Source organism: Nocardia sp. NPDC051052, assembly GCF_044456045.1.
Lineage (GTDB): Bacteria > Actinomycetota > Actinomycetes > Mycobacteriales > Mycobacteriaceae > Nocardia.
Genome location: NZ_JBITFL010000008.1, coordinates 81,644 through 97,277, shown reverse-complemented (window position 1 = coordinate 97,277; position 15,634 = coordinate 81,644). Strand labels below are relative to the sequence as shown.

Genomic DNA, 15,634 nt, shown 5'->3' with positions numbered 1-15,634 from the left:
GGTGACCACCCGCCACCAACTCGGCGACGAACGCATCGGCATGGAGGCCCGCACTGTCTCCGGCGACCACCTCGACGTGCGGCTGTGGTTGCGATTGCTGGCCACTACCAACGAGATCGAGCAGGAGATCCGCACCCGGCTGCGAGTGCGGTTCGCCACCACCCTGCCCCGCTTCGACTATCTGGCCCAGCTCGACCGGCATCACGACGGCCTGCGGATGAGCGCGCTGTCCCGCTACCTGATGGTGACCGGCGGCAATGTCACCGGCCTCACCGATCAGCTGGTGGCCGAGGGCTGGGTCGACCGGATTCCGGACCCGGTGGACAAACGCGCGACGCTGGTGCGGCTGACCGACCTCGGGCGCGAATGCTTCGAAGAGATGGCCGCCGAACACGAACGCTGGCTCACCGAGATGTTCGCCGGTTTCGGCCGCGACGACGAACAGGCGCTTTTCGATCTACTCGGGCAACTCCGGGTCCATCTCGCCGCGACGGCCGACCACTCCCCCGTATCGAACCACCAGGACCGCTGATGACCCAACATCTCGACCCCGCACTGCGCGAGGCCAACCGCAGCACCCTCGCCGACTACCCGAGCATTCATTTCCGGTGGGAAGTCCACGAGGGCGTCGGCACGATCACGCTCGATCGTCCGGACCGTAAGAACCCGTTGACCTTCGACTCCTATGCCGAGTTGCGAGATCTGTTCCGCCGCTTGGCCTATGCCGAGGACGTCGCGGTGATCGTGCTGCACGGCGCTGGCGAGAACTTCTGCTCCGGCGGCGACGTGCACGACATCATCGGCCCGTTGATCGCGCTGCCCGCGCCCGAGCTCTTGATGTTCACCCGGATGACCGGCGATCTGGTCAAGGCGATGCGGGCCTGCCCGCAGCCGATCGTGGCCGCCGTCGACGGGGTCTGCGCCGGGGCGGGCGCGATTCTCGCGATGGCATCCGATCTGCGGGTCGGAACTGCCCGCAGCGCAACGGCTTTCCTGTTCACCCGGGTCGGGCTCGCCGGGTGCGATATGGGTGCCTGCGCGATCCTGCCGCGCATCATCGGGCAGGGGCGCGCGTCCGAATTGCTCTACACCGGGCGGGCGATGACCGGCGACGAGGCTTACGCGTGGGGGTTCTTCAACCAGCTGACCGAACCGGAGCAACTGCTGGACACCGCCGGGCAGCTCGCGCACCGGCTGGCCGAGGGCCCGACCTTCGCCCAGGGCATCACCAAAACCATGCTGCATCAAGAGTGGTCGATGTCGGTGGACCAAGCCATCGAGGCCGAGGCGCAGGCCCAAGCGCTGTGCATGCTCACCGAAGACTTCAAACGCGCCTATCACGCGTTCCGCGACAAGCAACGCCCGAAGTTCGAAGGGAACTAGCCATGTCCGAAGATCACTGGGACTGGCCGTTTTTCGAGGACGAGCACCGGAAGCTGGCCGCCGCACTGCAGGACTGGGCCGCGGGTCACCTGAACAACGGCACCAGTACCGACGTCGACGCCCGATGTCGTCGGCTGGTTCGCGCGCTCGGCGACGCGGGCTGGCTTCGACACACCGTCGCAGGCACGGAGTTCGGCGGCAGCCGCGACCAGATCGACACGCGCGCCATCTGTCTGGCCCGCGAGATCCTCGCCGAACACAACGCGCTCGCCGACTTCGCCTTCGCCATGCAGGGACTCGGCTCCGGCGCGATCAGCCTCGCAGGTACCGACGAGCAGAAGCGGCACTATCTGCCACGGGTGGCGGCCGGTGCCGCGATCGCGGCGTTCGCGCTCTCGGAGTCCGACGCGGGGTCCGACGCCGCCGCACTGTCGTGCGCCGCCCGCGCCGACAGGGACGGGTTCGTCATCGACGGGGAGAAGACCTGGATCTCCAACGGCGGCATCGCGGACTTCTACGTGGTGTTCGCGCGCACCGGGGAAGCCGAAGGCGCACAGGGCATCTCGGCCTTCATCGTCGACGCGGACACTCCCGGCCTGCATATCGCCGAACGCATCGACGTGATCGCCCCGCATCCGCTGGCACGGCTGCGCTTCGACGGCTGCCGAGTCCCCGCGACACAGCGGCTCGGTGCGGCGGGCGCGGGCTTCTCGATCGCGATGCGCACCCTCGATGTCTTCCGGACCTCGGTGGCGGCCGCCGCCGTCGGTTTCGCCAGGAAGGCCATGGCCGAGGCACTCACCCGGGCGACCTCGCGACGCATGTTCGGTGGCGTACTGTCCGATTTCCAGCTGACCCGAGCCGAACTCGCGCAGATGGCGACCACGATCGACTCGACGGCGCTGCTCACCTATCGTGCCGCTTGGCAGCGCGATCAAGGACGACCCGTCACCCGCGAGGCGGCCATGGCCAAGATGGCCGCGACCGAAGGCGCTCAACGGGTTATCGACGCGGCCGTTCAGATGTGGGGCGCACTCGGCGTGGTCAGCGACCGGCCGGTCGAGCGGCTCTACCGTGACATCCGCGCCCTGCGCATCTACGAGGGCGCCACCGAGGTGCAGCAACTGATCATCGCCCGCGAAGTCCTGCGCGGCACCACCTCTTGATTTCTCCTTCTCTCCCACAAGGTTCGACCATGACAAGCGCGCACCTCGACACCTTCGCCCGCGACAACCTGCCCCCGCTCGACCAGTGGCCCGACCTCGTGTTCGACGCACCCGAACTGCGGTTTCCGGCCCAACTCAATTGCGCCGCAGAACTACTCGACCGGCGGCTGGCCGACGGCGACGGCGGCCGACTGTGCATACAGGCCCCCGGCGGACCGCGCTGGACCTACGCCGACCTGCACCAGCAGGCCAATCGCATCGCGGCCGTGCTGGTGCACGATATGGGCCTCGTTCCGGGCAATCGGGTGCTGCTGGACGCTCCGAACAACCCGATGCTCGCGGCGTGCTGGTTCGCCGTGATGAAGGCGGGCGGCATCGCGGTGACGGCCATGCCGCTGCTGCGGGTCAAGGAACTCACCCAGATCGTCGACAAGGCACGAATCACGCACGCGCTCTGCGATGCCGCGCTGTCCGCGCGACTCGACGCCGTGGCGGCGGCCTGCCTCACGCTGAACCAGGTCCGCTACTTCCACCGCGAATCCGACGACAGCCTCGAAGCGCTGATGGCCCGCCACGACGGCCGGTTCGACACGGTCGACACCGCCGCCGACGACGTCTGTCTGATCGCGTTCACCTCCGGCACCACCGGCGTGCCGAAGGCGACCGTGCACTTCCATCGCGACGTCATGGCGATCTGCCACTGCTTCCCGCGGCACATCCTGCGGCCGGAACCCGACGACGTGTTCATCGGCAGCCCGCCGCTGGCCTTCACGTTCGGACTCGGTGGGCTGCTGCTGTTTCCGATGACGGTCGGCGCCTCCACCGTGCTACTCGAGCAGGCGGGCCCACCGCAGCTGCTCGAAGCGATCGAGAAGTTCGGCGCGACAGTGCTTTTCACCGCGCCCACCTCGTATCGAATCCTGGCCCGGCACGACCTGAGCGGTACCTCGCTGCGCAAATGCGTCTCGGCGGGTGAATCGTTGCCGCCGAGCACCCGCACCCGATGGCGCGAGGCGACCGGCATCGAACTGATCGACGGCATCGGCGCCACCGAGATGCTGCACATCTTCATCTCCGCCGACGAAGCACACGCCAGGCCCGGCGCGACGGGGCTCGCGGTACCCGGATATGAGGCGCGCGTGGTGGACGAGGACGGAAATACGCTGGGCCCCGGCGAGATCGGGCTACTCGCGGTGCGCGGCCCGACCGGCTGTCGTTACCTCGCCGATGAGCGGCAGACCGCCTACGTGCGCGACGGCTGGAACTACACCGGCGACGCCTACTCGATCGACGCCGACGGCTATTTCCACTATCAGGCCCGCTCCGACGACATGATCGTGTCGTCCGGCTACAACATCGCCGCACCCGAGGTCGAGGACGCGTTGGCAGGACACTTCGCGGTGGCCGACTGCGCCGTGGTCGGGGTGCCCGATGAGGATCGCGGTCAGATCGTCAAGGCGTATGTGGTGCTGCGTGCGGAGATCGAGACTCGCGACGGGATGGTCGAGGAATTGCAGGATTTCGTGAAACAGACAGTGGCACCGTACAAGTACCCGAGGGCCATCGCCTTCGTCGACGCACTGCCGCGCACGCCGACCGGCAAGCTGCAACGCTTCCGGCTGCGCGAAATCGGTGTGGTGCACGGTGATTCGGCGGCGACGGCATGAGGGTGCTGCAGCCTCCGGGGTGGCCGCGGCCGCGCGGGTACGCGAACGGTATTGCCGCGCGCGGGGAAATGGTGTTCGTGGCAGGCATGATCGGCTGGGACACCGAGGGCGTGATTCGCTCGCACGACATCGCGGACCAGGTGCGCCAAGCATTGCGCAACATCGTGGCCGTGCTCGCCGAGGCGGGTGCGCGACCCGCGCACATCGTCCGAATGACCTGGTACGTCACCGATGTCGATGCCTACGTCGGCGCGTATCGGGAGATCGGCGTGGCCTTCCGCGAGGTCATCGGCGACTTCAGCGCGGCGATGACCGCCGTCGAGGTGACCCGCCTGGTCGAGCCGGACGCCAAGGTCGAGATCGAAGTCACCGCCGTGATCCCGGACCCGCGGGCAGAGTAGGAGTGGAGTCATGGGAGTTGTTGCCACGACGACGGCGGGAACCGTCGAAGGCCGCAGGGACGGTGCGCTTGTCGTCTTCAAAGGCATCCCCTACGCTGCCGCGCCGTCCGGCGCGCTCCGCATGCAGGCACCCGTCCCGGTCGCCGGCTGGGACGGCGTCCGACCGGCTCTGGAATACAGTGCCGCGCCGCCGCAGCTGCCGCTGACACCAGGAACACCGCCGCTGTGGCGGCCCGCCGACGGACTCGACTGCCTGAGTGTGAACGTCTGGACGCCAGGCGGCGCCGGTGACCGGTTGCCCGTCATGGTCTGGATCCACGGTGGCGGCTGGAAGTCGGGATCGTCCGGCGACCCGGCGCACGACGGCGCGATCCTCGCTCGCGGCGGGGTCGTCCTGGTGACGTTCAATTATCGAGTCGGCTTCGAGGGCTTCGGTTTTGTCCCCGGCGCCCCCGCCAATCGTGGCTTCCTCGACCAGACCGCGGCGCTGTGCTGGGTGCACGACAATATCGCCGCCTTCGGCGGCGACCCGGACAACGTGACCCTCTTCGGCGAATCCGGCGGCGGTCTCTCCATCGCCGCCCTGCTCACCGCGCCCGGCGCACGTGGGCTGTTCCGGCGTGCCATCGTGCAGAGCCCCGCCGCGCGCCTGCTCCACCAGGACGAATCCGGGCGGATCGCCGAAATCATCGCTGCCGCACTAGGTGTCAAGGTTGCCGAACTCGCGACGCAGACACCTCTCGCCTTGCTCTCCGTACAGGATGAGCCGCTCGCCGCGATGGAGGCCGACCCCGGCGCATGGACGACACCCGAGGCGATCACCGCCTTCACTCCGGTCATCGACGGCATCACGGTGGTGGACAAGCCCTGGCTCGCACTCGGTTCGGGAGTCGCCCGCGATATCGACCTGATCTCCGGTTCGACCCACGACGAGTTCACCCTGTTCGCGTTGGGCCGCGGCCTGATTCAACCCAGCGCGTCGACAATGCTCAAAGGGCTGCCGACCTTCGCGCGGATGGCAGCACGCGGTCTGCGCCGCAACGGCTTGCCGCCGACGCCCCGTCGCAGTCGGCTGCGCACGGTCGATGTGGCCAGCACCGCAGCCCATCTCGGCCTCCCGCCCTCGGCACCCGCCGCCTATCGCGCCGCCTACCCGGGCGTCACCGACGCCCAGCTCTACACCGTGATGTATTCCGACGCGATGTTCCGGATGCCCGCCATCTGGCTCGCCGAGGCGCACACCGCCGCGGGCGGACGCAGCCACGTCTACGACTTCACCTGGGCCAGCCCAGCTCTCGGCGGTATCCTCGGCGCCTGCCACGTCGCGGACATCCCGGCAACCCTCGGCAATACCGACAGCCCCCTGGCCTCCTTCGTCCTCGGCGGCCCGCGACCGCCGGAAAGCCTGCTGCGACTGTCCGAACAACTCCGCGCCTCCTGGATCTCCTTCGCCACCACCGGCGATCCCGGCTGGCCGGAATTCACCCCCGCGCAGTCACTCACCCGAATCTGGAACTCCGAACCCACCGTCGCCGTCAACCCATTGGCCGCCTCGCGCCAGATCTGGCAGGAGCTCTCCGGCCACTGATCACCAGCGTTCGGTGACTACCGATTGGGCGCGAGTTGGTCGGCCGTGTCGCCCAGGAGCGGGATGGCTGCTTCGGGATCGGGATTTTGCGGATCAGGGCGGGCTGGCACCGGCATCGGCGGGTCCGCGGTGGCGCATTCCACCGTTGCGGCAGGGAGTTTCGCGTCGAGGAGGTAGGCGTTGACGGCGTCGTTGACGCAGGCGTTCGCGGGGGTGGCGGCGTAGAGGCCGTGGGCGCCGTCGTTGTGCACCACGATCAGGACGCTGTCCAGGGTTTCGGCCATGGCTCGGCCGTCGACGAAGGAGGTCTGGGTGTCGCCGTCGGACTGAACCACCAGTCCCCGTGGGTATTTCGGCGCACCGATCTTGACAAGCGGTTCGGCCTTGCCGGTATGGAAGGAGCAAGCGTTGGGGCTGAGTTGTCCGACGGTGTTGCCGTAGGGGAAAGTGTCACGCGCCGAGCGCATGTCGCGGAAGTAGACCTCCATGTCGGTCGGCCAGTCCCAATCACACAGCACGGCAGCGTTTACCGCGTCGGACATGTCCTTGTCGTCGTCGCGCTCGGTGACCGCGTCCTCGTCGAGGACATCCGCGGTTTGCACGGCGTGGTGGTTGCTGTTGTCCACTTCTGGTCGTGGCGGCGCACCGTGTACCTCATCGAGCACGTAATGCATGCTCTTGGCAAATGACGCCCAGGACTTGCGATAACGGGTGAATTCGCCGACAGCTCCGTCGAAGTCGTCTCGATTGTCGAATCCGCCGACGGGGTGCTGAATGATCGCCGCGGCGATGGTGTCGATGGCGGCGCGCACCGCGTCCGGCTTCGCGCCGAGGTGGAATATCGCGTCGCGTTCGGCCGTCCAGGCGGCCCAGTCGTCGAAGTTTTTTTTGGTCGCCGCCGCGTTGTTCTTATCACCGTCGCGCCAGCTCACGCGCGGATCCATCGATGAGTCAAGGACATTCCGGTTCAGGCGATCGGGAAACATCTCCCCATACACCGCGCCGAGCCAAGTGCCATAGGAGACGCCGAGATAATTGATGACGGATTCGCCGAGTCGGGCGCGAATGGTGTCCATATCGCGGGCGGTATTCATCGTTGTCACGTAACGACGGAACTCGCCACCGGTTTGCGCGCACGCCGCTTCTTTTGCTTTGGCCTGCTCGACGAGTTGGCTGAGGTCGTTGTCGGTGGGGCGAGTCCGCGAGGAGACGGGAAACCGGGTTTCGTCGATCGGTGCGCAGGCAGCCAGGGGCGTCGACTTCCCGACACCGCGCACGTCGATCCCGATGATGTCGTAGACCTGCCCGATCGGCTGTTCGGCATAGTCGGTCGGCATCGCCAGCCCCGCGCCGCCGGGGCCGCCAGGATTGGTGAACAGCACGCCGAGACGCCGTTCCGGATCTCTGGCGGGGGCCCGGCTGATCGCGATATCGATCTGCCCGAGACCCTGATCGCGGTAATCCATCGGAACCTGCACTGTCGCGCATTCCAGGCCCGCGAGTTCCGCACCGTCACACGCCGCCCACTGCACATTCGATGCCGGACGCTCTTGCACGGTCGCTTTGTCACCCGGCCGAGTATGCGACTCCGACTTACTACAGGCGGGCGCGAAGATCGCGACCAGGGTGAGCGCGGCGACCAATACCGCCAATGGCCATGAATCAGCGGGCGGATGCGGACATTCCGCCACCTGTCGCGCCACCGGTTTCCGGCGCGCACGCCGAGAGATAGCGGCGAAGTTCCTGATTGCCATGATCGACTCTCCTGGTCTCCATGAATTAAGGCCACCCGAGCTATCAATTAGCAAACTACACAGGCCTGTCGCATTTCCATTGACGAACACGAGAAACGTGCCGCAGACATTTGTGCACGCTGTCGGCCGAGCGCACCAGCAACTCAGGCCGAAACGGGCAACGGGTCAGCATCCTCGAACGGTGGATAGCTCTCGCCGCTCGTTCGCTCGGCCGCATCGATGTAATCGGCGAGCGCGTCGCGGGATTGCGCGAGCCGATCCAGCTGATCGTTCAGCCTGCCCAGCCGAGTCCGCATCGCGGCCAGCAACTCCGGGCACCCGGGTAACTCCGGGGCCTCGCCCACCGCACAGGGCAGCAGGTACGCGATGTCCTCAGAAGACAGGCCGGCACCGAGCAGATGCCGGATCTGCTTCACCCGCAACACCGCTGTCTCGTCGTACTCGCGGTAACCGTTCGCGCCGCGGTCGGCCTCCAGCAACTTCTGAGCCTCGTAGTAGCGCAGCTGATGGGCGTTGACGCCCGTCCGACTACTCAGTTCCCCGATCAGCATCGCAAACCTCACTTGACCTTCACACCGGTATCAACGTTGATGATGCTGCCATGACCAAGACAACCGAAACCTCCGTGACCGTCCTCGGACTCGGGCTGATGGGCCAGGCACTCGCCGGCGCGTTCCTGAAGGCCGGGCATCGCACCACTGTATGGAACCGCACGCCCGCCAAGGCTGATCAGCTGGTGGCCCAAGGCGCACGACTGGCGCCGACGGTCGGCGACGCGCTCGCGGCCAGTGCGTTGACGATCATCTGCGTCACCGACTACTCGACCGTGCACGAGTTGCTCGACGCGCGCGAACTCGACGGTACGACCCTGCTCAACCTGACCTCCGGCAGCTCGGACCAGGCGAGGGAGACCGCACGCTGGGCCGGGCAGCGCGGCGCGCGTTATCTCGATGGCGCGATCATGGCCATCCCGGCGGGGATCGGAACCGAGGAGGCGGTGATTCTGCACAGCGGCCCGGAGTCGGATTTCGAGGCGCACAAGGCGACACTCGGCGCACTCGGCACCCTCACCTACCTCGGCACGGATCATGGGCTGGCGTCGCTGTACGACGTGGCGGGTCTGGCCATGATGTGGAGCGTTCTGAACGCCTGGCTCCAAGGCACCGCGATGCTCGCGACGGCCGGGGTCGACGCCGCGACATACGCGCTGTTTGCCAAGCAGATGGCGGTCGGGGTGGCCGAATGGCTGCCGGGTTACGCCGAGCAGATCGACAGCGGTTCCTTTCCCGCCGAGGTGTCGGCGCTGGAGACCGACGCACGGGCGATGACGCACCTGATCGAGGAGAGCGAGGCGCTGGGCGTCAACGCCGAACTGCCGAAGTTGTTCAAAGCCATGGCCGACCGGTCGATCGCCGCCGGGCATGGAGGCGAGCAGTATCCGGTATTGATCGAGGAGTTCGGCAAGCCCGCCTAGTAACGTAGCTGGGCAGCAAGGTGATTGGCGAGCGGCCCCGTACGGCCGCTCGCCGCTCCGCATAGTTCACCAGTGGTCGGATCGGCGTCGTCTGGCAAACAGGACTGATCAGTCGTCGTTGCGGTCGAGTGATTCGCGGATCGCCACCTGGGCCGGGTGCGGGAGGGTGTGCATGATCTCGCGCACGCGGTCCTTGCGGCGCAGCACCGCCTGACGCACCGGCATGCCGGGGGTTGCCTGCATCTGTGGGGCGATGCCTTCGACCTCTTCGGCACCGCCATGATGGTGGCCCGCGTCGAACATCGCTTGCTCGCGGGCCATTTGGGCCTCGTCCTTCTCCTCGGACATGCCGATCGGGCCCTGCATGCGGCCGTTGAGGAACTGCTTGACCACGGGCTCGTCTGAGGTCAGCAGGACCTCGCGCGGGCCGAACATGACCAACTGACGACGGAACAGCATGCCGATGTTGTCGGGCACGGTGCGGGCCAGGTTGATGTTGTGCGTGACGATCAGGATGGTGGCGTCGATCTGCGCGTTGATGTCGATCAGCAGCTGACTCAGATAGGAGGTGCGCACCGGGTCCAGGCCGGAGTCCGGCTCGTCGACCAGGATGATCTGCGGGTCGAGCACCAGTGCGCGCGCCAGGCCCGCGCGCTTGCGCATACCGCCGGAGATCTCACCGGGTAGCTTGCCCTCGTCGCCGAGCAGACCGGTCAGCTCCAGCTTCTCCATGACGATATTCTTGATCTCCGACTCCGACTTTTTCGTATGCTCCCGCAGCGGGAACGCGACGTTGTCGTACAGGGTCATGGAACCGAACAGCGCGCCGTCCTGGAAAAGTACGCCGAAGAGTTTGCGGATCTCGTAGAGCTGCTTGTTGGAGCAGGTGGTGATATCGGTGTCGCCGATATAGATCGAGCCGCGCTCTGGACGCAGCAGCCCGATCAGCGACTTCAGGAAGACGGACTTGCCGGTACCCGACGGGCCCAGCAGCGCGCTCACCTCACCGTAGGGCAGCGACAGCGACACATCCTGCCAAATCCGCTGCGAGCCAAACGATTTGGTACAGCCCTCAGCCCTGACCGCGACGCCCATGATCGACCTCCATAGATTCCCGACGAGAACCCACCGGCGAGGCCTAACGCCCCCGACATCTCGTGCTGGACCGTCGATCCACTGTAAACCGAGACGTACCGGCGAAGGTCTCGATTCCGTGGACCGAGCCGAAGTTGGCATTCCGCACAATCGGCGAGCCGGCCAGTTGTGATGCCCGATTGGTCACTTACCGCGGTCGAGTTCTCACCGCATTTACCGTGTCGACGCATCACGGAAACTGGACGGTCGACCTAGTTTCGTTCACTGCGTGCTGATCGATCGTCGATCACCTACAGCCGCCAGCAGATCGGAGCGGCCCGCGGATCTTACGGAGGTGGCGTATGTCCTGGTTCGGATTTCGGCGTGGTGTCGCGGCCGTGCTCGCCGCTGGAGCACTCGCCGGTGTGTCGCTCGCCGCGCCCGCGTCCGCCGATGCATACGATCCCGGCCCCGTCCCGCTGAGCCGATACGCGCCTGCCGGCGAGCACGAGGCGGTGAGCACGGCGGCGGTGTATCCGTGCCAGGCGCTGTACGCGGTGTACGACGCCGTCGGTCACGCGCTCGGCAACCATTCGGCGATGACCTGCACTCGCGAATTCCCCGGCGGCCTGGACTCGCCCGTCGGCGTGGACTTCTACTATCCGAAGGACATCGCCACGATGACCCGGGTGCCGACGGTCGTCTGGATTCCCGGATTCACCTCCGAGCCAGGCAATTACGACGCCAGCGCCCGGCTGTGGGCGAGCAACGGCTTCGTCGTCGCGATGCCGCACGACCTGATCAACTCGCTGGACGAACTGCCCCTCGCCGCCGCCGCGGCCCTGTCGGCGGCCAATCGCGATCCCCGAAATGTGTTGCACGGCAAGCTTGATCTCAGCCGCACCGTGATCGGCGGCCACTCCGGCGGCGGTGGCGCCGCGATCAATGGCGCCGGTATCCCACCGAACATCTACCAGCTGATCGATCCGGACTTCCGCATCATCGGCGCCGTCCCCACGCAACCGGGACCGGTCGCCGCCGCCTTCCTCGTCAACGTCCCCACCCTCTACCTCACCGGCTCCGCCGACTTCCTCGTCCCGCACTTCCTCCCGCGCCTGGTCGAATACGAACTCGCGTTCAACGCCCCCGCGATCCTGGTGTGCCTCAAGGGCGTAACCCACTGGACCCCCTTCGACGACGCCGCCCACAACCCCACGGCAACCATCACCCTCGCCTGGCTCCGCTACCTCGTCGACGGCGACAAAACCGCCGCAAGCTATTTCACCGGGCCGGACTGGAAACTCCGTACCGACCCCGCCGTCGACTACGCTCTCCGCAACCTCCGCGCCGACAACCTTCCGGCTTAGCCGCAATCCCCAGACCACGGATCAACGGTGTTCGCGACCCGCCGGCGGTTGCGTCACGCTGGCACAGTGGCGTCGTGCAGGTACGGGCTGATGTTTCCCATCGCGCGGGCGACGTAATCTTCCCTCTCCCCCACCGGCGCAACGTAATACAACGCTTCTTCGGCTGCCTCAACGCTCTCCAAGCGAGCGATCATCCAGGCCGCGAGATAGGGCGAAGCGAGGCAACCGCCCGCGGTGGCGATGTTGCCCTTGGCGAAGAGGGGTTGGTTGAGCACGTCGACGCCTGCCGCTTGGACCCAGGGTTTGGTGGTGAGATCGGTGCAGGCGGGGACGCCGTTCAGCAGTCCGAGCTTGGCCAATATCAGTGTGCCGGAACACTGTCCGGCAAGGAGCTGCCGGGATGGGTCGAGCCGCAATCGCGCCATGAGCGCTTGGTCGGCGACGACCTCGCGGGTCTGGCTGCCGCTGCCGACGAGCACCGCGTCGGCGGCGCTGGCTTCGTCGAGGGTGGCCATCGACTCGATGACTACGCCGTTCATCGAGCGGACGCGCTCCGTCGGACTGGCGATCGACACACGCCAGCCCGGCTTCTTGATGCGGTTGAGGACGCCGAGCGCGATGAGGGAGTCGAGTTCGTTGTAACCCTCGAAAGTGAGGATGGCGATATGCATGGCGATGGCCTTTCACAGTGGTTTCCAGGCACTGTATTGACCCGGTCCAGGACGACCAACAGATTTTCCCGCGTCGTCGGGCCTACCTGTGGGCTAGCTCCGTTCGATCGTCGCGAACCAGGCCGGGGCGCCGTCGTCGCCGTGAAATCTCGTCAGCACTCGATCCTGTTCGATGGCAACGACATGCCAACCAGCGCTGGATTCGAACGCCGCGCCGAGATCGTCGTGGCTGACGGGGTGCGGACCGACATCGGGGCCAATGTCGCTGAAGCACAACACATACAGGGTGCCGCCGGGCTCGATGGCCGATCCGAGGCTTGCCGCATATCGCGGACGCTCGGCCGCATCGCAGGTGTGGAACATTCCGCAGTCCAAGACCGTCTCGAACTTGCGGCCCAACCGGTTCAGTCGAAACGCGTCGGCCACCAGGAACTCGGCCTCGATCCCCCGCGCGGCGGCACTGTCCCGAGCGATCGCCAACGCGGTCTCCGACACGTCCACGCCCAGCACCGAAAACCCTAGCGAGGCAACATAAAGCGCGTTCTCCCCCGAGCCACACCCGACATCGAGCACCGGGCCGGCGAAGTCGGCGGCTACCCGCACGATCGCTGGTTGTGGACCATCGATGTCCCAGGGCGCGGGACCGTCCTGATACGACGCGTCCCAGGGCAGTCCCGTCATCCGCTCGTGGCTGGTCGGCTGCCGACCACCGAACGGATCGTCAGACCGTTCCGACATCGTCATCCCCTTCCGGAAACCGCCATGATCACCTCATCATGGCACTGTCCGACGGGTCTATTTGACGTATCCGATGCGCTGGTTCATCCAGTCGCCGAGCCACTGGACCGCATTGCGGCCGGAACCGTCGACGACGAGAGAACCGTAATTCGTGTGTACGCCGGAGGCGACGAAGTTCGCGGCGCTGAGGCCGTCGACGACGAGGTTGACCAGGTTGATGTCGTGGAACGGCACCATACGGCCGAGCGGGGCCGTCAGGGCGCCGAGGTCGAGGTCCTCCTGCGCGGCGATGGCGCGCGCCGGGGTGGGCGCCTTCTTACCGAGCACCTGCGGCGGGGCCTGCTGCGCCTTGCCCGCGAACATGTCGGCGGCCGCCGAAGCAAGGTCGGCGCCGATCGGCAGCAGGCCGGACAACGCGACGCCCGCGCCGATCAGGTCGGGTGCCTGCCCGGGCGGCGGGACCACCTTCTGCAGCACCGACCAGGCGACGTCCTGGATCCGGCTGACGATGTTCACCAGTCGAGGGATGTCGACGTTGGCCAGGATCGAGGTCACCTTCGCCGCGACCTCCGTGTAGCCCTGCGAGTCCGGGATGATCGACAGGACCTGCGAAATCCATTTCAGGTCAACGCTTCCGCCGAGTTCGGCCAGTGGTCGCAGCTGGTTGTTCAGCTCACCGGCGATCTCGTTGGCGCCACCGGCGTCCATCGCGACGATCTTCTGCGGCAGCAGCGTGAGGTTGTCGAGGATGCCGGGGAAGTCGAACGAGGTGACATCGGCGGCGACGTCGAGTGCCTGGTCGACCATCACGCTCGGTTTGAGCAGCGACAGAATCCTCGTCGCCGAGCCAAGGGTCTCGGCCGGAGTGTCTGCCAGCGGTGCGACCCCGTCGCGAACGGCGTGGGCTTCGGCGCGCAGCGAGCGCGCCCTGGGAGAGCCCGCGCGCAGTGTGCCGACGCCTCGGTTCTGCAGTTTGGTCGCGGTGTCGGCGATCGTGCTCACCGCTGATACGGCACCCGATAGGTCGGATTCCCCTGCCATGGTGAGGACCTCGCCCGCGTTGTGTTCCGCGGTGCCGTCGGAGGCAGCGACCAGCCGAGCCGTGGCGGCCGGGTTGGCCGCACCCGAGTCGACCAGGTCGACGAGGGGGTTGAGGGTGTCCAGCAGCTTGTTCGCGCTGGTGCGGACCCGCGCCAGGTCGATGCCGGCGGGGGCGGCGAGACCGGCGGTCAGACCGGCGACATCGGCCGCCAGGCCCGGCAGATCGGTTTTCGAGAAATCCGAGGTCAGGGCCGCCGCCACGGGGAGGTTGGGGTCTGTCTGTGGCGCACCGATACTCAGTGTCTTGCTCAGGATCGAGCCCAACGCCCCGAGCAACGGGTTGATGCCCTTCTGAATCGAGCAGTACAGGTCCTTGGGGTCGCAGATCGAGGTGACCCGTCCCGACAGTTTGCCCATGCCCTGCGGCCGGGGATCGGCGATCCCGGTGCCCGCGGTGCCGGGACCGACGACGACCTCGCCCTTGGTGCCCGCACCCGGGTCCGAGAGCAAACCGACGGCCAGGACTTTGTCGGCGGCGACCGGGCCGCGATCGTTGCCGATGTCGGCGGCTAGATCACCGGCGGCATCAGCACCCTGGCTGTAACCGTTGATCGTGAACCTGGTGGTGGGGCAGCGACTTCCGTAGTCACGCAGCGCGGCGGTCGCGTTGGCCAGCGCGGTATTCTTGCTGTCGGCATAGGTGTAGCCGTTGTCGAATGCGCGAGCCATATAGGGCGTGAAATAGATTTCGGATCGCGGACCCTGCTGGCGTTGAATGGCGTCCGCGATCGGCGCGAGCATGCCGACGGGTCGCGCGGGGTCGGCGTCCTCATCCGTCTCCCAGGTCCCGGGAATGAACAAGTTGAACGTCGTCGCGCAGCCACTCGGCTCCGCGTTCGCGACGACGGTGACAGCAGACGAACCGACGGCAACACCGACGGTCACCACGGTGGTGACCACATACCGCATGGACGAACGCATGACTGACACCTGCACCCTCACTGCCGAACTCGATTGTCCGATCGCCGCGCGGACACGCGCATCACCGAGCCGTCCGCCGCCACGAAGCAAGCGAATTGCGCTCACTCCGACTGGTCGATCCGGGACAACGGTAAATCAATTTCCCGAATCATGAACTCTCAGCAGTGCCGTACTTACATTCTTTAAGAAGCACTTTCAAGAAAGGTGGCGCGGACGCCGGCCCGCGTCAGAGTATCCGCCGGCACGGCCCAAACCCTTTGGTTTAGTTCACTTTTGATGCCATGCCTGCCCGGAATCGACCGTGTGCGGCATGTTGACGGAGCCGCCCA

14 protein-coding genes are annotated in these 15,634 nt (G+C 66.6%); 8 read left to right on the top strand and 6 right to left on the bottom strand.

Translation table 11 applies throughout. The annotated features are described in order from the left end of the window. The first annotated feature begins 1 nt into the window (after position 1). The 6 genes from ACIBCN_RS27120 to ACIBCN_RS27095 are packed head-to-tail and all read left to right on the top strand — an operon-like array spanning position 2 to position 6,205. The gene (locus tag ACIBCN_RS27120) at positions 2-532 is read left to right on the top strand and encodes a MarR family winged helix-turn-helix transcriptional regulator (RefSeq protein WP_396994490.1); all 531 of its coding nucleotides are present in this window, start codon (positions 2-4) and stop codon (positions 530-532) included. Beyond that, positions 532-1,383, top strand: a complete 852-nt coding sequence (locus ACIBCN_RS27115) for an enoyl-CoA hydratase family protein (protein WP_396994489.1) — start codon at positions 532-534, stop codon at positions 1,381-1,383. Before ACIBCN_RS27120 ends, ACIBCN_RS27115 begins: the two co-directional genes overlap by 1 nt. A gap of 2 nt (positions 1,384-1,385) precedes the next feature. Further along, entirely contained in the window at positions 1,386-2,549 is a 1,164-nt protein-coding gene (locus tag ACIBCN_RS27110) for an acyl-CoA dehydrogenase family protein (RefSeq protein WP_396994488.1), read from the top strand. Between the two features lie 29 nt (positions 2,550-2,578). Further along, positions 2,579-4,216: an AMP-binding protein gene (locus tag ACIBCN_RS27105; protein WP_396994487.1), complete on the top strand. Its 1,638-nt coding sequence runs from the start codon at positions 2,579-2,581 to the stop codon at positions 4,214-4,216. Continuing rightward, the gene (locus ACIBCN_RS27100) at positions 4,213-4,617 is read left to right on the top strand and encodes a RidA family protein (RefSeq protein ID WP_396994486.1); all 405 of its coding nucleotides are present in this window, start codon (positions 4,213-4,215) and stop codon (positions 4,615-4,617) included. The genes ACIBCN_RS27105 and ACIBCN_RS27100 overlap by 4 nt, the downstream gene beginning before the upstream one ends. Before the next feature lie 10 nt (positions 4,618-4,627). Continuing rightward, positions 4,628-6,205, top strand: coding sequence for a carboxylesterase/lipase family protein (locus ACIBCN_RS27095; RefSeq protein ID WP_396994485.1), 1,578 nt, complete (start codon positions 4,628-4,630; stop codon positions 6,203-6,205). 17 nt (positions 6,206-6,222) lie between these two features. On the opposite strand, the gene ACIBCN_RS27090 is transcribed toward ACIBCN_RS27095, so the two are convergent. Together ACIBCN_RS27090 and ACIBCN_RS27085 are read right to left on the bottom strand one after the other, a co-directional pair. Then, positions 6,223-7,959: an alpha/beta fold hydrolase gene (locus ACIBCN_RS27090; protein WP_396994484.1), complete on the bottom strand. Its 1,737-nt coding sequence runs from the start codon at positions 7,957-7,959 to the stop codon at positions 6,223-6,225. Between the two features lie 143 nt (positions 7,960-8,102). Continuing rightward, a complete protein-coding gene (locus ACIBCN_RS27085) occupies positions 8,103-8,510 on the bottom strand; it encodes a MerR family transcriptional regulator (protein WP_396994483.1) in 408 nt (135 codons plus the stop codon). Between the two features lie 50 nt (positions 8,511-8,560). Here ACIBCN_RS27085 and ACIBCN_RS27080 point away from each other — a divergent pair, with 50 nt between their 5' ends. Next, positions 8,561-9,433 carry an NAD(P)-dependent oxidoreductase gene (locus ACIBCN_RS27080; RefSeq protein ID WP_396994482.1) on the top strand — a complete coding sequence of 291 codons (873 nt, stop codon included), beginning with the start codon at positions 8,561-8,563 and terminating at the stop codon, positions 9,431-9,433. A 108-nt stretch (positions 9,434-9,541) separates the two neighbouring features. Here ACIBCN_RS27080 and ACIBCN_RS27075 read toward each other — a convergent pair whose 3' ends face one another. After that, positions 9,542-10,528, bottom strand: a complete 987-nt coding sequence (locus ACIBCN_RS27075) for an ABC transporter ATP-binding protein (protein ID WP_396994481.1) — start codon at positions 10,526-10,528, stop codon at positions 9,542-9,544. A gap of 341 nt (positions 10,529-10,869) precedes the next feature. Between ACIBCN_RS27075 and ACIBCN_RS27070 the strand changes: the two genes are divergently transcribed. Then, positions 10,870-11,874 carry an alpha/beta hydrolase gene (locus ACIBCN_RS27070; protein WP_396994480.1) on the top strand — a complete coding sequence of 335 codons (1,005 nt, stop codon included), beginning with the start codon at positions 10,870-10,872 and terminating at the stop codon, positions 11,872-11,874. 53 nt (positions 11,875-11,927) lie between these two features. On the opposite strand, the gene ACIBCN_RS27065 is transcribed toward ACIBCN_RS27070, so the two are convergent. The 3 genes from ACIBCN_RS27065 to ACIBCN_RS27055 all read right to left on the bottom strand — a co-directional run bounded on the left by ACIBCN_RS27065 (position 11,928) and on the right by ACIBCN_RS27055 (position 15,305). Further along, a complete protein-coding gene (locus tag ACIBCN_RS27065) occupies positions 11,928-12,545 on the bottom strand; it encodes a DJ-1/PfpI family protein (protein WP_396994479.1) in 618 nt (205 codons plus the stop codon). A 93-nt stretch (positions 12,546-12,638) separates the two neighbouring features. After that, on the bottom strand, positions 12,639-13,283 hold the full coding sequence (locus ACIBCN_RS27060) for a class I SAM-dependent methyltransferase (RefSeq protein ID WP_396994478.1): 645 nt from the start codon (positions 13,281-13,283) through the stop codon (positions 12,639-12,641). A gap of 57 nt (positions 13,284-13,340) precedes the next feature. Next, complete coding sequence (locus ACIBCN_RS27055) at positions 13,341-15,305, bottom strand: cutinase family protein (protein ID WP_396994477.1); 1,965 nt, start codon at positions 15,303-15,305, stop codon at positions 13,341-13,343. Positions 15,306-15,634 lie beyond the last annotated feature (329 nt).